This window comes from Ruminiclostridium cellobioparum subsp. termitidis CT1112 (assembly GCF_000350485.1).
Lineage (GTDB): Bacteria > Bacillota > Clostridia > Acetivibrionales > DSM-1351 > Ruminiclostridium > Ruminiclostridium termitidis.
The window spans coordinates 87045-110028 of record NZ_AORV01000025.1 but is presented as its reverse complement, the minus strand read 5'-3'; the positions used below and the strand labels follow the sequence as shown (position 1 = coordinate 110028).

Genomic DNA, 22984 nt, shown 5'->3' with positions numbered 1-22984 from the left:
TGAATCCTTTCATATTATGACCAATAGAAGGATATATGGCTTTTATGGTGCACTCCATCAACCGAGGGGACTTGCTGAAATAATCCTGTGATAGAGATTGCAGTGCCCCAGACCTTTGCCTTCAGGCATTTCGGAGTTGTCGAACCAGAGCCGCTCCTCCTCCAGTTCCTCAATGGAAGCTATGCTGCCTTTTAAAAATTCATTGATTCTGAATTGAGCGGTATTCACCCTGGCCAATAATCCGCCGTAACGTATGTCAAGTATTTCCCAGCCAAAGGGCTTGTAGGTGTGAAACCACTGCTCCCTGTGAGCTGCCCGCAATTCATCAATTGAATTATATAGTTTGGGCAGACTGTCGGCTGCTATTATCCCAAGATGCTTTTTATCCCCACTGTCGTAAGCGGCCTTCAGTTCAATTCCTATACTGCTTTTAAGACTAAGAACCGTACACAGCTTATGCAGCATTTGGAAGATAAATCTCCACTGGCCGCTGGCAGAGGCGTAGTTTATAAATTTTGACTCAAGCTTTGAATAATAGGTTTGCAAATCCAGCCCTTCCAGATGTTTGTCAAACAAACCCATAAGGATATCCTGCCATAAAATATACTTGGGAGGATTAGCAACATCATGGAATATGCCTGCTGCTCCGGGTGCCTGATTTATCAAGGAAATATCCAGAAATGCCTGCACATTTCCGCCGGTGCAGAATTCAAATCTTTCATACAGTTTATCCATGTCAATTTGAGGATTGTATCCATGTTCCGCAAAAAGCTGCAGACCCAGCAGAGCAGAAAAAATATTGGTTTCGGCGCCATTGTCGCCCCAAATGGTAGCAATGACTTTTCTTACCCCTTCTTTTTTGCAAGCGCTCATGGCAGCATTGGTCGTTACAAATGTCTTTCCGTAGTTTACGCATATGCCGTTCCAGGCCCATATTCCGCCGGCAAAAATAATATCCTGCTTTAACTGTTTGTTGCTTTTGATAAGGCGCAGGTAGGAGGCTTCATCATTATGGTAGTAATCCCAATAGACCAGGGACAGGTTTGCCGGGATTTTGCCGGGCACATCCTCGGGGATGACAGCATTCATATCATAATAATCGCCGGTTTTGGAACCCAGCCGGAAATACATATCGCTCCAGATCATGGGTTCCAGGCCGTATTTGTCTGTAATTCCGGTAACCCTTTGAAGATGTTCGGACATGATGTCAAACCTTCTCCTGTAACCATGCTTATCGAGATATTTGCCTAACCCGAGAAAATGAGCTTCATCCATACCCAGATGTATTTTTTTGCTTCTGAAGGGCTTGGTTATTGCTTGAATAAGCTTTTCAAGAAATTCGTAAGTCTGTTGGCTGCCCACGAGAAGAATATCCTCTGTATCTTTGATATCCTTTGCGAAATTCCATTTGAGTGCCTGGTCTATATGGGCCAGTGTCTGGATGCAGGGTATGACTTCAATACCAAATATGTCGGCATAGTCATCACACTCCTTTAACTCCTCGTATGAGTAGCTCCCCCGCATATAGCCGAAATAGGGAAGGCCGTCAACCTTATAGGTATCTTCGGTGTAGAGCATTAAGGTATCCAGGCCCATAACAGCCATTTTTTCCAGGAGCTGTTTAATGTTTTCGGTTTTTAAGACGGCATTTCTGGAAACGTCCACCATGACCCCGTCCATATCAAATTGAGGCTGCTCAACAATGTGAAAGCTGCTGCCCTTTCTCAGATTTTCAATAAGCAGCCCCAGACCTCTGTAAAGATGTATTTTCCTATCAAACCTGATACACCCGCTGTTGTTTGAAAAGCTGACCTCGAGGGCTCCCGGCCTTTGCTCCAATGCCACGGCAATACCGTCCGAAGATATTTCAAAAGCCAGCATCCTGCCAAATATTTCAATACCCTTATCAAAAAAATCAGTATAACCGGTAAATTTAAATTTCATCCCCAAACACCTCTTTTTCAAATATTAAAAGTTTCTTTAAAAGTTGACTTCAATTCTTTTTAAGCCTTTGCTTTTTTTGCCATATCAACCGTACGTCTTGCAAGATCGGATATCTCCACCAGGCCGAAGCCGTCCACACCTGATTTTAATTTGTTGTTAAGGGGTTTGATCCACTTGTCGGAAAGTCCGCTGGCTCCGTTAATCATTCCTACTATTGAACCTGCCGTAGCCCCATTGCAATCTGTGTCAAAAGCGGCCATAACGGCTATACCTATGGATTTTTCAAGTTCCGCCTCTCCATATATCAGGGCTATGCAGACAATCACAGCATTGGGGATGGTATGGCACCAGTGGTAACCCGTCTTTTCGTCAAAGAGCTTATGTACCCTGTCAATAGCCTGTTCCCAGTTCAAACCAAGCTCTTTCCAGGAGAGAACATCATTAACTGCTTCAGATAATCGGGATTTTTCCGGGATTTGTGACAGGCCGCATTCAATGATTTTATACGGGTCATTCAGCAAAGCAGCAGCAGACAGCATGGCAGCAATGAACATTTCACCGTATATACCGTTTTTAACATGTGAAATTGAAGCATCTCTCCAGGCCAGCTCGGCCCCGAGCTCAGGGTCTCCGGGGGTGATATAGCCGAAAAAATCACCTCTTATCTGTGCGCCTATCCATTCCCTGTACGGATTTCTGCAGCTGGCCGAATGAGGGGGATATATCAGATTTATAATATTTTTGTATGCAATTCTCTCGGCAGTACAGGTGTGGAGGATGGGAAGGTTTGAAAGCCAGCATTCCGCAACATCCTCCGGGGTGAAAGCCATCCCGTATTGCTCAAGTATTTTAAGTCCCATAACGGTGTAGTTTGTATCGTCGTCTTCAGGCATATGCTGCACATTATTTATCCAGTTCTTAATGCTGCTGCCATAAACGCCGCCCTCATCACTGACATCATACTTTTTGCGAAGTTCCCCGGAAATGTCGGAAGATATGTAATAGTTTACGGGATAATTGCCAGTAGCCTTCAGAAGTCCGTTAATACGTTCCCGGTACCAGCCCTCGACCGGCTGGCCCAAAAGGCAGCCTGCACACCTTCCAAGCCAGGCGCCGTATATTTTATCATAACTCAGGGCTTCTATGTGTTCGGACAACAATTTGACATTTAAATCCGGACGGAGTGCTGGTCTGGATGCTTTTATGGTTTCGAGCTCCGAAGGTTCAAAAAAGCGGTAATCCTTTTTGATTTGCAAATGCTGAATCCTGTCCAAAAAGGCAGCTGCCAGTACTTCTCTCTTAGCATCAAGGGGATTCATATTCTTTATTTCGTCGACAGTTTCAATTATGTCCTTAACGTCCCGTCCTTCATCCACAGCCTGTAAAAGCTCGAGATCCAGATAATCTCCATAGTTCAGCCAGGGTTGCTCCTTCAGCATGTTTACCTCCATGATGTTTTCCCACCGTCTGAACAGGAGGAAGACATTTACATTCACGATATATTTTATTGCTTCAATCTATTTTATATTATATAATGATTATATTAAATGTGAAAATAATTTTCAATATAATAGTTAAAGAAAAATATAATCTTCATATTTATGAATTTGTTTTAGCTGCAGACTTGGAAACAAGTTTTTTAAGAGTATAAATGTCAATGGCCCTTGCGGCAATCTTTCTGTGCGAAAAGGTTATGAAGGAATGACGACCTATGCCGCATGCGACCGGGAGGCCTTTCGCATAGGAAATGAAATAGCCCGTGCATTTCTTGAGGTATGGAATAGTACGCCGGGGGTATGGGAGGATATTAAACTGACCGTCACAAGAGCAGGAAAAGCGGAGCTGCCCATGCGGGATTCCATGCCCCATTCCCTTGAGGCTTCCCGAAATAGAGAAGAACAAATTAAAGCCTCAGCAAAGAATTTGGATAAAGCTCTGGAAAATGCAGCACCGCCTGCCTTAATAAAAAGGCTGATTGATGAGAAGATGCATCAGAGCTGTATCAGCACAATTATTAATAGCTGGGTTGGAATTACCGATTCGGAACTGAAAAGCCGGACGGTTATTGCGGAAATTGAGGCAGTATCCCTTAACGGACTGGTATTTGCCGGACTTCCGGGGGAGTGCCTGACAGAGACCTGCCAGTGGTTAAAGGCTCAAAGCATGGGAAATAAGCTGATTGTGCTGGATCAGGTAAACGGATATATGGGTTATATGACAACGGCAGAAGCCTATGACCAGGGCGGATATTCCTACTGGGGCAGCTGGCTCAGGCGGGATGCTGAAAAAATATTAAGGAAAAAAATGCTGGAACTTATAAGGCAAATTTAATTATTTACTAAAAATTTCAAAAAATTATTATGCAAATTAGATATAGTAAATTATATATATATTGTATGATTATATAAATAAATATATAATTTTGAAAATTGACTTTTCAATGCATTGTCTCAAAAGGATTGAAAAAATAACTATAATTTCTCAAGCATTATTAAAAAATAACGAGGTGAAAAATGCAGGACAAACAGTGCCTATTAAAAATAAGAAGTCTTTACAGCAGTTTTTCTAAAATCGAAAAGAAAATAGCAGATTATATTTTTTTACACGAGATTGAGATTATTTATATGTCCATAACCGAATTCTCCGAAAACTGTGAAGTCAGTGAAACCTCAATAGTGAGATTTTGCAGGAAGATAAATCTGAAGGGTTATCAGGAGTTTAAGCTTGTTCTGGCAAGGGAATGTGTAAATCCCCAGGAAAATCTGCATGAAAAAATTCATGGGGATGACAATATCGAGGAAATTATCAACAAAATAACCGTTGCAAATATTGAAGCAATAAAAAATACCTCCAAAATACTTTCCACAGCGGCAATGGAAAAGGCCATCAACGCAATTCTGGCAGCAGACAGGATTGATATTTACGGAGTCGGTGCTTCTGCCTTTACTGCCGGAGACGCCAAATACAAGTTTATGAGAATAGGCATTAAGTGTGAATCCTTCAGTGACCCGCACCTGCAAAACATGTCGGCGGTGAATCTGGACTCAAAAAGTGTTGCCATCGGCATAAGCTTCAGCGGCAGCACAAAGGATACGGTGGATTCTCTTGCTCTGGCTAAAAAAGCAGGTGCATTTACAATTGCCATAACCAACTATGAAAAATCTCCCATTACCAAGTATGCCAATGCCATACTGCTTACCTCCGCAGAAGAAACTCCTCTTCGAAGCGGTGCACTGACGTCCAAGATCGCCCAGCTGCAGGTGCTGGATATATTCTATACTGCAGTGGCCATAAAAAGGGGCGATCTGGCATTTGATATGCTCAACAAAACAGCCGAAGCTGTTTTGCCGAAATTGTATTAAAAGATCCAGCTGTTCCGGCAGCTGGATCTTTTAATTTACACATTTATATACATTCCACTAACCTTTTACTTCCACGTCCAGCCCAACTTCAAACATTCTGGACCAGGGCATATATACATCGTTTATGACAATATTATGCCGGGCATCACCGAGATAGCTGTCACTGAATTTCTGAAGTTCCTGTTTAACTATTTCGGCTGCCTTTCCTCTGGGGCCATCCGTTTTGAAATAATTTAACTGCATACCGGGCAGATAACGCTCTGTTACCAGCTGGCGAACCTGTGCACAGTATGCCGCATCTTCCACATACCGAAGGCCTAAAAAATCATAATGGGACTGTGTGGCACCGTACAGGCGGCAGATAAAGGCCTGGGTTATTGCGGTCCCCAGTGTGTTTGAGCTGGTATTCCAACCGGCATAGGAGGAGAGCTTGTAAAGCAGGTTTTTCTGCTTTATATAATTCAGCAGTTCCAGGTCACTGCCGTTGGCAAAGGCAACGTCGGCCACGGCACACGTCAGTTTTTTTGTATTGATGACAAAATCCATGTATTCCACGAATTCTATAAGATTTCTGCCGACGGTATAGTTTGAACCTTTTGTTTGCTGTTGATTGGCCTCCAGCATTTTTTCGGCAGGGGCATTTACCATAAGGACCATATCGGCGTCGGCCAGGCTGTCACAAATCAGGCCCCCGGCGCAGAGCACATGGTATTTTATACTCTCATACAGAAGTCTGTCTTCATATAGAGGGACGACAAAGGGGGCACGTATGCTTGAAAACCTCAGGTATACGCTGGGACGGCAATCTGCCGCCTCGTTCACCATTCTTGCAAACAGCGTCATTCCTACCTCGTCGGCACCAGGATACATGTACGCCTTAAGACCTGCGTTTTTTTCACCGATATAATTCCTCAGCTTTGACTGATCTATTGCTGTAAAACCGTAAGGTGCCGAATCATCCTGGGGGATAACCAAAAAATCAATTGTGCCTTCCGTTAACAGGTCTACGGAAAGTTTATTAATTTCAAGATTTATTTTTCTGCGGCTTGTATAGTCCTGAAGTATTTGGGCCGGAAGCCGGTTGGCAATGAGAGCATACTCGGTTTCTTCGTCTTTTGTAGTCTCGTTTAATTCATTTTTGTGCCCCAAAAATCCGCTTTTAAATATTTCGGTTCCAAAGTCCTGGTAGTAATCAGGTTCTTCGTCACTGCTGGAATAGGAGGGACATCTCATTATAAGATTGAAAGCATATATTTTCAGAGATACGTTTAATGCTTTGAGCTTGCGCAGTTTTCCCAGAACAGCCTTACCTTCGGCCGCCGACAGCTTGTGCAGTCTTGAGGGAATAATACCTCCGTAGACAAGCATATCGATTGAAAGAATAGCTCCTTCTGCTGATACGGCATTTTCAAAAACCCAGCTCCAGAGAGCATCCACATTGGCAGGTGTTTTTTTCCTGCCAAGAAGCTCCGGGGGCGGGACCAGAACGTTATAGTCAGTACCCCTGGCAAGCATGGGCATGAATTTATAATTACAGGGTCTTTCGTCCAGCGGTACGTATATGATATTTTTCATAATCAGCCTCCAAATTTATTTATAAGCAGCTTTAAATAAAAAGCCTTCTGACTACTCCGATGATTCCCGCGTTATCACCAAGTCTTGCATTTTTAATCAACAAATTTTCAGTAAATTTCGGCATGGCTCTTTTAATAATGTTTTGAGTCAAAGGGCCAATCAGTTTTTCTCCGAGCCGTGTTATTCCACCGCCGATAATTACTCCGCCCGGGTTTAATATATGGAGCAGGCCCACAATACCAAGCGACAGATGCAGTATATAATCGTCCACAATAGCCGAAGCCAGGGCATCGCCCAGTTCCTTGGCCTCGAAGATAACTTCTCCGTTTATTTTTTGAGGGTCGCCTTTCACAAGGTCGCTTACCAGAGATTTTTCTCCTTCCGCAAGGCTTTGACGCATTTGTTGAATCAGTGCGGTAACAGAGCCGTATTGCTCAAAGCAGCCTTTATTTCCGCAGTTGCATAAGGGACCGTCAAAATTGATACTGAAGTGTCCGAATTCACCTGAGATATCGGCAGCTCCGTAGTCAATACTTCCATTTCTAAAGATGGCACCTCCTACGCCTGTTCCCAGAGTAAGGCAGATAAAGTCTTCAAGTCCCGCAGCCGCACCCATCCAATGTTCTCCCAGCGCCACAGCATTAACGTCATTTTCAACGGCAACGGGTAAATTGAAAGCCTCATGAATTTCGTTTTTAAGCTGAAAACCGCTGAGACCGGGGAGGTTGTCGGTTGCAAAAACCACTTTGCCAAGCCTGTGATCAACCTGACCTGCTGTAGCACAGCCGATGCCGCAAATTCTGCCCATATCTGCAGAACCGGCTATAAGTTTGCCGATTAATTCCCTGACAAGCAGGAAGGTGTGGGAAAAACCTTTTTTGGCCTGTGTTGAAATCTTGTCCGAAATGATAACTTCACCTCTGCTGCTGATCACACCTCCCTTAATGTTTGTACCTCCGATATCAATACCTATGGCTAAATTTTCCATAAACGGCCCGTCCTTTTTTGATCTGTAATTGCTTCTTTTAATATCGCCTTATTTATATTTTACATAAAAAGTGTCGGAAAAAGAATAAAAAATAAGAATAATTATTTCAACATATTTGCATAAAAAGAAGGAAATTTTCTTTTAGTTTAGAATATTCTATCATTATGAATTAAAAAATTCAATAATTAAAAATGCATGATTAAATATTAAATATTTATTTTTGAGATGGAGTTTTATTGTTTAATCATGCCTGAGGAGGAGAAGACATGTGTAAGAAAATCCTGGCATTATTTTTGTGTGTTTTGCTGGCAGTGGGTGTCATGACTCCATTATCCCATGCTGAGAGCCAAGACATCAGTGTGTCTGCTGAGAATGGCAGCACTGTAAAGGTCAGCGCTGTCAACAGGCCTATCCAGGTTGCAGATGAGCTGATTCTTTTTACAAGGGATAACGCCGCACAGTTGACTGATTCAAATGTATGGTGTGCTGCGGCCATAGCGGATTATAAGGATGGGAAATATGTTCTGACAGAAATCAGGGACAGAGCGGGTGCTGTAAAAATTCCCTACAACGGGTTCGTGCTGTTTGGGCATGGCACCAGTGAAACATGGATTCTGGATAATTTAAAAACCGGTGAGGAAGTGAATATCAACGGTTATTCCCTGCCCCAGGCTATAACCGGACAGCTGGTGTCGGCTGAAAATGGTACACAGCATGCCATAGATTCGGTGGATAAGGAGCATGAAAGTAACAAACTAACTATTTATACTATTAACTATGGGGAAAATACCGGTGTATTTGGGACTGATACTGAAGAAGCAGTAATTGCAAATAACATTGTAGCGGAGAAAAACAGCGGCGGAGGTACCGGAACGTACATACCTGAAAACGGATATGTAATATCGGGGTCAGGTTCTGCTAAGGAGTTTGTCGGCAATTTACAGGTCGGAGAAAAGGTTACTCTGATAAATCTTGAAGTTCAGACCTTGCCTCCCATGTATTTCAAAATTAATGGTTCAATATATGAAATAAACAAGAAAAATACCGAAAGGGGCACAGGCGAGGTTATCCTCTATGAAACCTCCTATGGTGCCACCACGCGCACAAATCCCTGGGGGCTGGAAATCACAGCTGAAAATGGCAAAGTAACAGGGTATACTGCTATTAACTCAAAGGATGGGGTATATCTGGACAATAATTCTTCCATACCTCAAAAAGGGTATGTCATCTCTGTTCAGGCTGACAGTCCGTACTTTGCAAAATTAGACGGAAATGTAAAGGTGGGAGATTCAATAGAGCTGTCTGCAAATAACACATTTTTGTATAATGCAGGCAAAACACCCTATGACAGCTTGAATCCCAGGAGCAGGGAAGATAACCCGGCAGGCTGGGATGATGCCGGCAACAGCGGATATCCCGGTTTTAGGGGAGCCGATCAGCTTATTGTTTATGACGGCACATACGGCAGTACAACAGGTACCAACCCCTGGGGCTATGAGGTTACGGTGAATAAAGACAACCGGATTGTAAAGACGGGTGGAAATAATTCGCAGATCCCAAAAGACGGATTGGTATTGTCAGGCCACGGGATAAAGGCCGATTGGCTGAAGAACCATGCTCTGATCGGGTCGAGTGTCATAATGGACAAAACCAATAAAACAGTATTGGTGCTGTTTACCCCTGAATCCATGATTGACAGGGTGGTAATTAAAATTGATACGGTAAAACAGGAACTTGGGGTGTCCCGGACAAAATTCCTTGATGTGCCCTATGCAAAGGTACAGGAATACATAGACAATGCAGAACTGCTTGTGCAAAGTGCAAGCGACCGGTTAAGGGAAAGGGACTACAAGCAATTGGTTGAAATTACCGGCCGGATCGAGCAGAATTCCGATAAGGCCCATTTTGCAAACTACCAGTCAAAAAGTGTTGAAACCAGGGCGGTCTGGATAAGGCCAAAGGAAACCCGGCTGGAGCAGGTGTCCGAACATCTGGACAAACTGAAGGCACTGAATATAAATACGGTATATCTGGAAACCTGGTGGGGAGGCTATACCATATTTCCTACAGAAAACAAGATAACAGAACAGAATCCCATGTATAACGGTTTTGATGTACTGGGTGCATATTTGTCCGAAGCTCATAAGAGAGGAATGGAAGTGCATTCCTGGGTTGAAAACTTTTTTATCGGTGATTCGGGTACATTTGATGGAGGTCCCGTGTATGCAAAAAAACCGGAATGGCTGCTGATAAGCAGAAAGGGCGATAATTTCCAGTTTGTTGACATGTATAACATCAAATATTATTTTGCAAATCCGGCATTGCCTGAAACCCGTGACTTCATAATGAGCATATATTCCGAACTGGTCAAAAAGTATGATATCGACGGGCTTCAGCTGGATTATGTGCGTTATCCCGACGGAGGCGACGGGTCAAATGATTTTGGCTATGATACCTATACAAGGGAATTATTTAAAAAAGCAAATGGAGCCGATCCTATAAACATCAGGCCCGGAGATCCGCTCTGGGAAAGCTGGTGTGCTTTCAGGGCCAATATTGTTAATACATTTGTTTACAGGGTGGTTTCAGAAGTCAGAGCTGTAAAGCCCGATATACAGATCTCTGCCGATGTATGGCCTAACTATGAAGCAGGGCCTTCCAGCCTGATGCAGGAGCCGGTAAAGTGGGTGTCCGGAGGATATATAGACAATATCATACCAATGTCATATACAATGGATACCACGTCCACCAGGGAGGATATATTGAACACTGTTGAATTTTCCAGGGGCCATGCATACGCTACAATGGGTTTGGGAACCGGAATAGGGCTCAGCAGCGAAATGCTTGCAGGCCAGATTGCAACTGCCGCAGAAAATGGAGCAGACGGTACAGCTCTTTTTGAATATGAATCGCTCATGAACGCAGGATACGGCAGTGCGTTAAAGGAGGGCCTGTTCAGAAATGCCGCAGTTGTTTGGGACGATAAGCCTGCACTCTCTGTAAAAACCATTGTTAATGGGGTTAAAAGAAAAATAGGTGAAATCTATTTGCCCAATAAAGGCATTTCTGCAAAAGAGGCGGCTTCACTGGCTGACAGGTTGAATTCTATTCCGGCTGCTGATAATAATTGCTCCGGCATAAATCCTTCAGAAGCAAAAGCAATTAAAAAATCCATAGAAAAAATAATTGAAACGGTAACTCTTTCAAAGAGTATGAATGAAGAGGTTAAAAAAGGATATTGGAGGATATGACATATTGCAGCAGTATACTTGTAAATTATATAAACCATGAAGAGTTCTATGAGAAGCATGCCATAGACCATTTTACACTTGAGCTGCCGCCAGAAGAGGAAATGAAAGTTGGAAAATCTGCAGAAATTAAAGTCAGAGCGGCCTTCAAGGATGGAAAGGATATTATAATGTATCTTGACCCGTCACAATTCAAGGTCAGCTCAAGCAACCCGGAGATAGCACAGGTAAACGGCAGTTCAATTGTGATTAAAGCCCAGGGGTGTGTGGATGTTACAGTATCCATATCAAAAAACTTTATCTATAAATATGACAAAAAAGAGCAGCATATCAAAATAAGACTCAAAATAAAATAAAAAAAGAAAAATATTTTCATAAAATAAATACTTGAAGAAAATTTTCTTTTTATATATAATTAAGGCATGATATAAAAAAACAAAATATTAGGAGGAATTCGTCATGGTAAAAGCAAGTCGATTAAGAAGCATACTTGTACTGGTTTTGGCAGTATGCATGATGGCAGGAATTGTTGCAGGGTGCGGATCATCAGCAACAGATACTAAATCTTCAGATACGGCCGCATCAACAGCAGCTGCATCCTCAACTGCAGCAGCTGATTCTTCGGTAAGTCAGGAACCGGTTAATCTGCAGTTCTGGACTATTTCACTTCAGCCTACATTCACTGATTTCTTTAACAAGCTGATTGAAACATACCAGAATGATCATAAAAATGTTACTGTTAAGTGGACAGACCTGCCTTATGATGCAATACAGAACAAACTGATAACAGCCGCAGCAGGCGGAAATGCACCTGATGTTGTTAATTTAAACACAGAAATGGCATTGACCCTTGCTGGAAAAGGTATTCTCGTAGACCTTGAAAAGGAAGCAACAGCCGAACAGAAGAGCGTTTACATCCAGACTTTATTTAAATCTGCAAGCTTAGCGGATGCTACATATGCATTTCCCTGGTATGGTGCTCCGGAGGTTATGATCTATAATAAGGATTTATTTGCCAAAGCGGGTCTGACCAGCACTCCTAAAACATTGGATGAAATGCTGTCAATGGCAAAACAAATGAAGGAGAAAACAGGTGCTTACCTTTATATTCCTGACGAATTCAGAAGAATACTCTGGCTCGAAGGCATTAATATCTTAAGCGATGATAAGAGCAAAGCTGCTTTCAACACTCCTGAAGCCCTTGAGCTACTTACTAAATACCAAAAAGCGGCTAAAGATGGCATCATTCCAAAAGACAATTGGGGACAATGGGAAAAAATGCTTCAACAGTACAATACAGGCAAGCTTGCTATGATTAATTCCGGTGCGCAGTCCATTAACAGAGTTAAGGATGAAGCGCCAAATATATATAAAAATACCGAAGTAACAGAAGCAATGGTTGGTAAAGCAGGAATAATCAACAATTCAGTTATGAATCTGGTTGTCACACAGCTCAGCAAGCATCATACCGAAGCCATTGATTTCGCTGCATTTATAACAAATGATGACAATCAGCTGGCATTCAGCAAGACAGTATCAATATTCCCATCAACTACAAAAGCTTCACAGGATCCATACTTTAAATCAGATACAAGCACGATTGAAAAGAAAGCTATTTCAATCGTTGCTGATGAACTTCCAAAGACAGCAGATATGACTCTTGCAGTAACAAAGCAATTAGACATATATGATGCACTTAAGAAGGCACAGCAGTCAGTTACAGTGCATGGCGGAGATCCCAAAAAAGCTCTTGATGAAGCAGAAAAGAAGGTTAATGATTTACTTGCTGCAGATAAATAAAGCAAATTGATTTCATGCAGGCAGATTTGCTCTGCCTGCATGAAAATTTTAAAAGGGGATTTGAATGATGATGAACGGTGTATTAAAAAGAAAAATTAGGGAGAACTTTGTTGCATATGCATTTATGGCACCTGCACTGGTAATTATAGCACTATTTGTAGTTTATCCTATCATCTACAGCATACCTTTAGCATTTACTGATTACTCCGGTGTCAATCCTGTAGTAAATTATGTTGGTTGGGACAATTTCTCAAAAGCCGTACATAGTGATGATTTCTGGATAGCCATAAAACATTCGGTAATGTTTGTCTTAGTTGTTCCTATAATCCAGGTATTATCCATAATGCTTGCATCTCTGGTCAATAGAAAGCTGCCCGGTATGAGTTTCTTCAGGGTACTTTTTTATATTCCTGTTGTCACCTCAATGATTGCTGTTTCCATTATATGGAATTGGATATTTGAAGAAAGCGGCATACTCAATAGTATCCTGATTAATGTCGGGCTAATGAAGGATCCTGTTCTGTGGCTTGGGGATGCCAATCTGGCACTGTTCACACTTATGTTTATAACGATATGGCAGGGACTTGGATATTATATGATGTTATATCTGGCGGGACTTCAGTCGCTGTCGCCCGAAATGGAAGAAGCTGCAATTATAGATGGAGCAAGCAGATTTAAGACCTTTATTAAAATAAAAATACCTCTTTTAAAGCCATATGTATGGTTTTGCAGCTTAATGTCGGTTATTTCCGCTGTAAGTGTATTTGATGTGGTTTTTGCAATGAAGGATGATGGAGGCCCTGATAATGCAACAATGGTTGCCAATCTCTATTCTTACCGAAAAGCCTTTATAGATTTTGATTTTGGATATTCTGCAGCGGTTGGTGTATTGGTATCAATAGTTATACTGGCATTGAGCACATTTGTATTTATATATGGCAGGAGAGGAGGGATGAATAACAATGAATAAGGAATTTGAAGCAGCCTATAATCTGAGAGCAAAAAAGCAGATGAAAAAAGCCGTCTCTACTATATTGCTGTATGTAGCCTTGATTCTCATAGCTTTGCTTTTTGCAGGACCCTTTTTATGGCTCCTGAGTACAACCTTCAGAGCGGGGGAAAACATATATGATATGACGTTGTTTACTACCCATCCGACACTTTCTAACTACATAGGGGTTATCGACTTTATGAATCTGCCCCGCATTCTCTATAATACAACTTTTATTACGGTAGTAGGAACGCTGCTTGATATTATCCTTGCTGCCCTCTGTGCTTATCCGTTGGCCTGTATGAATTTTAAAGGCAAGGGTATTGTTTTCGGAGTTCTTACCAGCACAATGATTTTACCGGCTGCAGCAGGCCTGGTAGTTAACTATCTGCAGGTGCAGAGAATACATTTGATTGACAGCTATTGGGGAGTAATTATACCGGGTGCTGTATCGGTATTTAGTATCATCCTTCTCAGGCAGGCATATTTAGGTATTCCGAAAGAACTCATAGAAGCATCAAAAATAGATGGTGCCTCGGAAGTAAGGACCTGGTACAAAATAATGCTGCCCGGAGTAATGCCTGCTATTTCAACACTTGTAATATTTGACTTCATATCAAAATGGAACGCTTTTCTTTGGCCGATAGTTATACTGCAGGATCCGCAAAAATACCCTCTTGCAACAGCTCTGAAATATCTGAATGGACAGTTCAATTACAAATTCGGATACATTGCGGCAGGAACTGTAATTTCAATAATTCCTGTAATTATAGTATTTTTGTTATTCCAAAAGAATTACATCAATGCTGTTTCAGGAGCAATTAAAGGATAAAGGGTGGACAGTTGAATGGTTAATTACAATTATTACATATGGGTTGAGATTGAAGCCAATAAGCAGCGGATAATAGATAAAGAATATTTTAAAGGTATTATAAAAAAATGCAGGGAAGCCGGTATAGGTTCCATTATACTGAGTGCAAAAGACACCACTGGCTTCTGCATATATAAAAGCTCTTTTGTCCCTCACTACAACCGGTTTGACAAGGATTTTGAATATACCGACTATTTGAAGACCTATATAGATACGGCACATGCCGAAGGTTTGAAGCTGTATGCCGGTATTGATGTTTTTGCCGAAGGCAGGGTCAAACAGCAGCACAGGCTGTCACCAGGCTTTATAAATACCGAGTGGCAGACAGGAATGTATGGAATAAATGAAAACGGAAAACCTGAGATTCAACCCATCGCAGAATTGAACAATATAAGAACTGCAGGCTCAATTGACGATTTCAGCGAAGTATTTGTAAATCCGGTCATGGAGGAAGTAAGGAACTATGAGCTCAGCATATTAAAGGAACTGGTCACAAACTATGACATAGACGGAGTAGTACTGGACAGGGTAAGATTCGTAGGCCTGGGTTCCGATTTCAGCAATTATACAAAAGGCAGGTTTGAAGAATTTATCGGCAAGAAAATACCGAACTGGCCTGAAGATATTTATGAGCTTGAGGCTCCTCGGGAAAATCAAAAGGACAGGAACCTCAAGGTTGTTTATGGACCTTTGTTTGGTCAGTGGGTTACCTTCAGGGCCGGCATCATAAAGACTTTTATAAAGCAGGTCCGGACAATGATAAAAGAGTCGGGGAAAAATGTTCAATTCGCAGATTATACAGGTTCCTGGTACCCCCTTTATTATCTTGTGGGGGCTAACTGGGCAAGTGAGGAATATGTTCCGGAGGAATATCCCTGGGTTGATAAGAGCTATGCTGACACCGGGTATGCCGAATATATCGATACCTTGCTGTCGGGATTTTACTATACCGATGTGACTGTCAGGGAGGCTCTTGATAAAGGCAGGCCTGATTACTGGTACAGCGTCGAAGGCTCAGGAGATATGGTGCGGAAGGTGGTAGGCGATGCGGTGCCCTACGTGGGAAGCCTGTTTCTGCAGCAGTATGAAAATGAGTCTGAAACATTCGGCAAAGCAATCGATATGTGCTTCGAAAAATCCGGGGGCTGTATGCTTTTTGATCTGTGCTATGTGGATGGCTATGACTGGTGGGCACAGTGCAAAAGATAAGCTCTGAAGGGAGATTTGTTGTGGAAAAATACCTTTATTCAAATATATGTGAGATCAGTGAATACCAGTACGACGTTATAGTTGTAGGCGGAGGTACCGCCGGCTGTATTGCAGCCATTGCAGCGGTGACCGAGGGAGCCCGGACACTGTTGATTGAGAAGAATATATTCCTTGGGGGTACGGCTACCGGAGGACAGGTAACTCCCATGATGAGTCCCGGAATACCGGAGGAGGCTGAGCTTTCTTATATTAATAAACTGGTAAAGAAACGCCTCCTGGAACAGCAATATGGTGCCGCCGACCCCTATGGGAATGATGGCTGGTTTAATCCAGAAATGCTTAAGTTTACAGCTGAAGATATTTATATGGAACGGGGCGGCCGGCTGCTTTACGACACACAGTTCATAGATGTCATTGTAGAAAACAGTACCATCAAGGGTCTGGTGATTTACAACAAGGGCAGCCTTCAGGCAGTAAAAGGAAAAGTAATAATTGATTGTTCAGGAGATGCCGTTGTTGCACACTCGGCAGGAGTACCCTGCCTGACCGGGGATGAAATAATGCATCAGAACCAGGCCTCTTCGCTTCGCTTTATGGTTGGAAATGTAGATATCCCCGGGGTTCAGGAGCATATGAAACGTATAGGTGAACCGATGGTGCTGGAGTATCCGTTTCTGGAAATATCCTCTGTATGGGATTCTCCAAGGCCGTTGACAGGAATATTTCAAAAAGCGGTTGAGGACGGTGTGCTGACCTATGACGACGGCAGGTATTTTCAAGCCTTTTCTGTTCCTGGAATGCCGGGAGTAGTATCCTTTAACTGCCCGGAAATACCGGGAATATATAATACGCTTGATCCTGACTCAATTACCGGTATTGCCGTCACAGGGAAAAAAATGATAAGCCGCCTTTACACATTTTTAAAGAAATATATTGAAGGCTTTAAAAACAGCTATATCCTGTCGGTGGCATCTGTGCCGGGGATAAGGGAATCCAGAAGGATCCAAGGGAAATATGTGTTGACGGAAGAGGATTATAACAACCGGGCAAAATTTGATGACGCTATTGCACGAACTGCGTATCCTGTGGATATACACGGTCTTATAGATGAAAAGAAACTTGATATCAGGCCATTTCAAAAGGGCGAGTATTTTGAAATCCCTTTCCGGTGCCTTGTAACCGGGGAGATAGATAATTTACTGGTTGGGGGCAGATGTATTTCTTCAAGTTTTGTGGCCCAGTCTTCGGTGAGAATACAGGCCACCTGCAGGGCAACAGGCGAGGCCGCGGGTATTGCGGCAGCATACTGTTCAAAAGAAGGTATAACCGTTGGAGAACTTGACGGGAAAATAGTCAGGGAAAAAATGCTGGAAAAGAGTTTATGAGGTGAGGTGTTTTTTATTAATATAACGTTGCTCGATGAAAAATATGCTGATGCTATAGTGAAGTTATGGAATGAAAATTTTAAGCAGGCGTATCATGTTACAAGTAAAATGATACGGAATAAAATATTTAATGATAGAGACACGTTTTATGAGGGTTCCTTTTTATTGCTGGACAATGGCAGGCTTGCCGGATTCATAGTCAGCAAGGTCAACAGGGGAGCACTTGCGGAATATGATAACTGCGCCTGGATCAGTTCGCTGGTGGTTGACGGAAAATACCGGAACCGGGGATTTGGGAAAGAATTGTTCCAGCGGGCAGAGAAAGAACTTTACCGGTATGGAACAGAAAAAATAATTATCGGAGGAGAGTTTGAGAATTTCTTTTCAGGCATTCCCGATCCTTCCTCACAGTCATTGGGCTTTTTTGCCGGAAGAGGCTTCACATTAAATAATGATGAGCATTATGATTTGTCGGCGGATATCTCAAGGATTAACTTTGATGATTTGAAAATTGATATGAATAAGTCTGAGGACTATCGTACCTGCGAGATGGCGGCAGAGCATAAAGACAAGTTAAGCGGTTTTTTTGATAAAACTTTTCCGGGCAGATGGAAAACAGAGGTGTTTGATTATCTGGAGCAGGGCGGAGATGTGAGGAATGTTCTTACATTATGGAAGAAGAAGGAAATAGTGGGTTTCTGCAAAATATTTATCAGTGAGGGAAAAGATGATTTGGCTGCTTCCCGGGGTGAAAATTGGGGAAGCCTCGGACCTGTCGGAATCAGTGAAGACATCCGTGGTAAAGGGCTGGGAAACAGAATACTTAACGACTCTTTAAGATTGCTTCAAAAGCGCGGAGCAAAAAATGTAATTATTGATTGGACAATATTAAAGGATTTTTACGGCCAGTTCGGTTTTAACCCTTTAAGAACGTACAGGGGTGCATATAAATTAAGGCAAGGATAGCAGCCAATACAAGGATGTATTCTGCACATAGCTGTTTTAACATAACGAGGCGACAGATGTCCACCACCCCGACAGGTGGAGGGTATAAACCAATTAAGGAATGTCTATGGTCATTCCTGAATACGAGGGAGTATTTATGAATAAACAAGATATATTTAACGCAATAAAAAATGGATTGATTGTATCCTGTCAGGCTTTGGAGGATGAGCCTCTCCACAGCTCCATGATAATGGGGAGAATGGCACTGGCCGCAAGCATGGGAGGGGCTGTTGGCATCCGGGCCAACACCGCAGAAGATATCAACGAAATAAGGAAGCATGTCGATCTGCCCATAATAGGGATTATAAAGCAGGATTATCCGGATTCAGACATTTACATAACTCCAACACTGGTGGAAGTGAGGAAACTTATTAATTCTGCGGCAGATATCATAGCATTTGATGCAACACACAGGGTAAGGCCCGGCGGAGAAACCCTTGAAAACATAATAAAGGAAATAAAAGCCGCCGGAAAAATTGCAATGGCCGATATCTCAACCCTGGAAGAGGGCATTGCCGCTACCGAAAAAGGCTGTGATATCGTCTCAACGACCATGTCGGGATATACACCCCACAGCCGCCAGATTGATGAACCTGATTATGAACTGATATATGAATTAAGTTCAAAAATATCAATACCGGTAATAGCAGAAGGCAGAATTTTTACAAATGAGCAGCTGGTTAACTGCTTTAAAAACGGAGCTTACAGTGCTGTTATCGGTGCTGCAATCACGCGGCCCCAGCTGATTACAAAATCTTTTGTGGAAGCTCTTGAAAAATATGAAAGAAGTGCATTAATTAATGAACAATAACAGTAATAGTATGACCCAAAATGTTTTAATGAGGGAATTAACCGATCTGGGAGTAAAGAGAGGGGATATGCTGATAGTGCATAGTTCCCTGAAGAGTCTGGGCTATGTTGAAGGAGGGGCATTAAGTGTAATTAATTCCATCCTTGATATTATTGGAGCCGAAGGGACGCTGATTGTACCTACCTTAACCGGCAAACGAGAAGATTCGTCAAAATGTCCGCCGGTATTCAATGTTTTGGAGACTCCCTGCTGGACGGGAATAATACCCGAAACTGTAAGAAAGCTGAAGGAGGCAAAAAGATCGCTTCATCCTACCCACTCTGTTTCAGCCATAGGACATGAAAAGGATTATGTTACATGCGGACATCAATTTTCCGGTTCCCCTTGTGACATGAGAAGCCCGTATTTTCTCAATGCCATAAATAACGGCCATATACTTCTTATCGGTGTCGATCAGGAAAGCAATACTTCAATACATTCCTGTGAAGAGCTGGCTCAAGTGCCGTACCATCTCCAGACGGATGTGACGGTAGCATATGTTGCAGACTATGCCGGAGAAAAAATAAGGATTGAGAACAGACTTCACAACTGGGAAAAACCTGAAACCGACTTTAATAAACTTGATGCCTTATACCTGGAAACGGGTATTATGAAAATGAAACAAATCGGTAATGCTGAGGTCCGGTATATTGATGCCGGAAGGATGTTTACTTTTACAATAGATTTGCTTAAGAAAAATAAACTGTTTTTAATCAAGGCATGAATTTAAACAGATTTTTTTATTTAATATTGACTAAAAGCTTGCCAATATAACAGAATGTGATAAAATATTTCCTGTGTTTTATGAGACTAAAGGTCTATCCCCACTTTATTTTCTTTCAGCATTGATTGAATAATCAAATATGGAATGGTTAATATAAAAGTGAGGAGAAAGTACAGGAGGAGAGCTAATATGAGTTTTTTTGAAAAACAGTTCCGGCTGAAGGAAAGCGGAACAAATGTAAAGACTGAGTTCGTAGCCGGTTTAACTACTTTCTTTACAATGGCGTACATTATCTTTGTAAATCCTTCGATCCTGGGACAAACAGGTATTCCGAAGGGCGGAGTATATGTTGCTACAATACTCGCAGCTGTCATAGGTACACTGGTTATGGGGTTGTTTGCCAACGTCCCCTATGCACAGGCTCCAGGTATGGGCTTGAATGCCTTCTTTACATTTACGGTGTGTTTCGGACTTGGATACAACTGGCAGCAGGCGCTGGCTATGGTATTCATATGCGGTATTATTAATATTTTAATTACTGTAACACAGGTAAGAAAATCAATTATCAAAGCAATTCCAGAAACTCTTCAATTGGCCATCAGCGGAGGTATCGGACTTTTTATCGCATACATAGGGTTTAAGGACGCAGGTTTCCTGAAGTTTACTTCTGAAGCAAAACCCGGTGCTCCCTTGACCATACTTGGCGAAAATGCAGACTCAGCTACAGTTGTAGCCGGCGGCGCAAATGTAGTTCCTGCGCTCGTTAATTTTACAAGCCCTGTTGCCCAGCTGGCATTGATAGGACTTGTAATAACAGTTGTGCTCATGCTTTTGAAGGTAAAGAGCGCCATACTCATAGGAATTTTATCCAGTACCATCATTGGTATTCCCATGCACGTTACAACATTGTCTACCGCTACTCCATATAAAATTTCAGACATATCCCAAACCGCTTTTGCGCTTGACTTTGCAGGTCTGTTCAGCGAACCTGGGAAAATAGCGGTCGTATTGGTAACCATACTTGCCTTCAGCTTGTCCGACACTTTTGACACTATCGGAACATTTATAGGAACAGGCAGAAAGAGCGGTATATTTGACGATAAGGATGAAGCTGAACTGTTTGCAGGAAAAGGCTTCAGATCCAAGATGGACAAGGCGCTTTTTGCGGATGCTACGGCAACTTCCATAGGTGCACTGCTGGGTACCTCAAATACGACAACCTATGTAGAGAGTGCCGCAGGAATCGGAGCCGGCGGCAGGACCGGATTGACCTCGGTGTTTACTGCAATCCTGTTTGCAATATGTCTGGTGTTTGCTCCTGTAGCCGGGATTATTCCGGGTGCGGCAACTGCACCCGCATTAATCGTTGTTGGTGTTTTGATGATGGGTTCCTTTGCCAAAATAAAATGGGAGAACTTTGACGAAGCACTGGCCGCTTTCTTTACAGCTGTGGTAATGCCTTTCTCCTACAGCATTTCAAACGGTATTGCAGTAGGCTTCATATTCTATGTAATTATGAAAATCTGCAAGGGTAAGGCAAGGGAGGTTCATCCCATACTATATGTGGTAACCTGTCTGTTTGTACTTAATTTTATAATCGGTGCACTTATGAAGCTTTAAGCTGTAAAAACATACTGACATTCAAAATGGGCTGTCTCAGACCGCCCATTTTTTTATGCACTTCTTTTTTATGCACTTCTATGTTTTGTCGATCAGGTCGTTGACATAAGCGTTTAATTTATCCACCAGATCCAGGTACATTTTATCCATTGACTCCAGGGTGAATTTGTCCCCCAGGATTGTTTTTATTTGATTTTGAAGCTCCTTTGCCTTTGCCAGGAAAGAAACTCCTGAACTGATGGCTTCCTTATACTTGCCTATTATAGACTCAAGCTCATCCCTGTATTTCTCGTCTGTTCCGGGAGCTATGGCCAGTCTGTAGAGATCTATCTGTTCATCACCGTCCCTGGAAGGGAAATATTCATGAGGAGAAGTACTGTCTAAAACAGCAATATCCAGTTCCCTTATGATGACCATATCCAGGCTTTGGGGATCCAAAGCGCAGTGATATACCTCAACATCAAAACCTCTTTTCTGTGCAGCATCTGCTATTTTCCTGAGCAATGTGGACTTCCCTGATCCGGGACGGCCTTTTAAGAAGTATCTTTTGCCTAAATCCCTTGTCAGATCCATTACAAAGTCAACAGCGCCTTTTGCGGTGGCGCCGCCGAGGAAACGGTTTCTGACAATGCCTTCCTTTTTCATGGACATATCACTTAAAAAGTTTTTAATTGCAGCATCTGCAATTTCATCCAGCTTCCCGAAATCTACGTTATCCAGGTATATTTTTTCCCAGCCGTCATGTATCCTGAGAGCGCTTTGAAGTTGTTTGTAGGCCATTTTATAGAGCTCCTGGACATTTTTAATCAGCGAGGCGATCAACTCTTCCGGAGTTGCCGGACCTCTGGAGGTTTCATCCGGTTTTAATTCAACTATCTCACCGGCAGAACTGCAGGATCTGGTTTGTTCTATGTGCTGTACATCTCCATTGACAACTGCCATACCCAAGGCGGGAATAATAACTGCTTCAACCTCTTCTTCATCAGAAGCACTGTGAATCAGTTCAACATCATAGCCCTTTATGAACCAGTTGATCGCTATATTTACCATGAGTAAGGATTTAATATCATCAGAGCCGCCCTTTAATATAAAGATCTTGTCAATCCCTATGAGATTGTCCTCAAAGTATGTTACAAAACCACGCGCCGTATTTGCACTGGCATAGTAATTTAAGAATTTTGCAGCCAAAATTATTCCACCTTTCCATTAATGCACTTCACTATAGTGTATGCAGCAGGTGTGAATAATGCTAAGAAATGGTATGTGCAATTTTATCCGCCTGCACCATTCGGTTTTTTCAATGTATTAATTTATTGTACTAAATTGCAAACAAATAAATATGGACCATAAACCCTGTACACAAAGAGCGGGAAATGTATATTGGACCAACGGAAGTTGACTGTATGAAAATA

The 22984-nt window shown here is 42.3% G+C and carries 18 protein-coding genes; 13 read left to right on the top strand and 5 right to left on the bottom strand.

Annotation, left to right across the window (positions count from 1 at the left end):
• Nucleotides 1-57 precede the first annotated feature (57 nt).
• Both CTER_RS07020 and CTER_RS07015 read right to left on the bottom strand, forming a co-directional pair.
• Complete coding sequence (locus CTER_RS07020; protein ID WP_004624695.1) at nucleotides 58-1944, bottom strand: beta-N-acetylhexosaminidase; 1887 nt, start codon at nucleotides 1942-1944, stop codon at nucleotides 58-60.
• Between the two features lie 59 nt (nucleotides 1945-2003).
• On the bottom strand, nucleotides 2004-3383 hold the full coding sequence (locus CTER_RS07015) for an ADP-ribosylglycohydrolase family protein (RefSeq protein WP_004624618.1): 1380 nt from the start codon (nucleotides 3381-3383) through the stop codon (nucleotides 2004-2006).
• Between the two features lie 241 nt (nucleotides 3384-3624).
• Here CTER_RS07015 and CTER_RS07010 point away from each other — a divergent pair, with 241 nt between their 5' ends.
• Together CTER_RS07010 and CTER_RS07005 are read left to right on the top strand one after the other, a co-directional pair.
• Entirely contained in the window at nucleotides 3625-4275 is a 651-nt protein-coding gene (locus CTER_RS07010) for a hypothetical protein (protein ID WP_131469381.1), read from the top strand.
• Between the two features lie 182 nt (nucleotides 4276-4457).
• Complete coding sequence (locus CTER_RS07005) at nucleotides 4458-5306, top strand: MurR/RpiR family transcriptional regulator (RefSeq protein WP_004624547.1); 849 nt, start codon at nucleotides 4458-4460, stop codon at nucleotides 5304-5306.
• Between the two features lie 57 nt (nucleotides 5307-5363).
• Here CTER_RS07005 and CTER_RS07000 read toward each other — a convergent pair whose 3' ends face one another.
• Complete coding sequence (locus CTER_RS07000; RefSeq protein WP_004624704.1) at nucleotides 5364-6881, bottom strand: DUF4127 family protein; 1518 nt, start codon at nucleotides 6879-6881, stop codon at nucleotides 5364-5366.
• A gap of 31 nt (nucleotides 6882-6912) precedes the next feature.
• Nucleotides 6913-7869, bottom strand: coding sequence for an ROK family protein (locus CTER_RS06995; RefSeq protein ID WP_004624560.1), 957 nt, complete (start codon nucleotides 7867-7869; stop codon nucleotides 6913-6915).
• A 266-nt stretch (nucleotides 7870-8135) separates the two neighbouring features.
• Here CTER_RS06995 and CTER_RS06990 point away from each other — a divergent pair, with 266 nt between their 5' ends.
• The 11 genes from CTER_RS06990 to CTER_RS06945 all read left to right on the top strand — a co-directional run bounded on the left by CTER_RS06990 (nucleotide 8136) and on the right by CTER_RS06945 (nucleotide 21572).
• Nucleotides 8136-11120 (top strand): glycoside hydrolase family 10-like protein, encoded by a 2985-nt coding sequence (locus tag CTER_RS06990; RefSeq protein ID WP_004624641.1) that lies wholly within the window; start codon nucleotides 8136-8138, stop codon nucleotides 11118-11120.
• Nucleotides 11117-11473, top strand: a complete 357-nt coding sequence (locus tag CTER_RS26805) for a hypothetical protein (protein ID WP_004624590.1) — start codon at nucleotides 11117-11119, stop codon at nucleotides 11471-11473. The genes CTER_RS06990 and CTER_RS26805 overlap by 4 nt, the downstream gene beginning before the upstream one ends.
• A gap of 103 nt (nucleotides 11474-11576) precedes the next feature.
• Complete coding sequence (locus tag CTER_RS06985) at nucleotides 11577-12917, top strand: ABC transporter substrate-binding protein (RefSeq protein ID WP_004624634.1); 1341 nt, start codon at nucleotides 11577-11579, stop codon at nucleotides 12915-12917.
• Between the two features lie 64 nt (nucleotides 12918-12981).
• A complete protein-coding gene (locus CTER_RS06980; protein WP_242834941.1) occupies nucleotides 12982-13887 on the top strand; it encodes a carbohydrate ABC transporter permease in 906 nt (301 codons plus the stop codon).
• Nucleotides 13880-14740, top strand: coding sequence for a carbohydrate ABC transporter permease (locus CTER_RS06975; RefSeq protein WP_004624703.1), 861 nt, complete (start codon nucleotides 13880-13882; stop codon nucleotides 14738-14740). The genes CTER_RS06980 and CTER_RS06975 overlap by 8 nt, the downstream gene beginning before the upstream one ends.
• Before the next feature lie 15 nt (nucleotides 14741-14755).
• Nucleotides 14756-15988, top strand: a complete 1233-nt coding sequence (locus tag CTER_RS06970) for an alpha amylase family protein (RefSeq protein ID WP_004624627.1) — start codon at nucleotides 14756-14758, stop codon at nucleotides 15986-15988.
• Nucleotides 15976-17373, top strand: coding sequence for an FAD-dependent oxidoreductase (locus CTER_RS06965; protein ID WP_200859446.1), 1398 nt, complete (start codon nucleotides 15976-15978; stop codon nucleotides 17371-17373). The genes CTER_RS06970 and CTER_RS06965 overlap by 13 nt, the downstream gene beginning before the upstream one ends.
• Before the next feature lie 6 nt (nucleotides 17374-17379).
• Nucleotides 17380-18339: a GNAT family N-acetyltransferase gene (locus CTER_RS06960; RefSeq protein WP_004624645.1), complete on the top strand. Its 960-nt coding sequence runs from the start codon at nucleotides 17380-17382 to the stop codon at nucleotides 18337-18339.
• A 136-nt stretch (nucleotides 18340-18475) separates the two neighbouring features.
• Nucleotides 18476-19189 (top strand): N-acetylmannosamine-6-phosphate 2-epimerase, encoded by a 714-nt coding sequence (locus CTER_RS06955; RefSeq protein ID WP_040760507.1) that lies wholly within the window; start codon nucleotides 18476-18478, stop codon nucleotides 19187-19189.
• Nucleotides 19179-19952 (top strand): AAC(3) family N-acetyltransferase, encoded by a 774-nt coding sequence (locus CTER_RS06950; RefSeq protein ID WP_004624596.1) that lies wholly within the window; start codon nucleotides 19179-19181, stop codon nucleotides 19950-19952. The genes CTER_RS06955 and CTER_RS06950 overlap by 11 nt, the downstream gene beginning before the upstream one ends.
• A gap of 189 nt (nucleotides 19953-20141) precedes the next feature.
• Nucleotides 20142-21572, top strand: a complete 1431-nt coding sequence (locus CTER_RS06945; RefSeq protein WP_004624650.1) for an NCS2 family permease — start codon at nucleotides 20142-20144, stop codon at nucleotides 21570-21572.
• Nucleotides 21573-21650: 78 nt separating this feature from the next.
• Here the strand turns inward: CTER_RS06945 and CTER_RS06940 are convergent, their stop codons facing one another.
• The gene (locus tag CTER_RS06940) at nucleotides 21651-22760 is read right to left on the bottom strand and encodes a hypothetical protein (RefSeq protein ID WP_004624549.1); all 1110 of its coding nucleotides are present in this window, start codon (nucleotides 22758-22760) and stop codon (nucleotides 21651-21653) included.
• Between the last annotated feature and the right edge of the window lie 224 nt (nucleotides 22761-22984).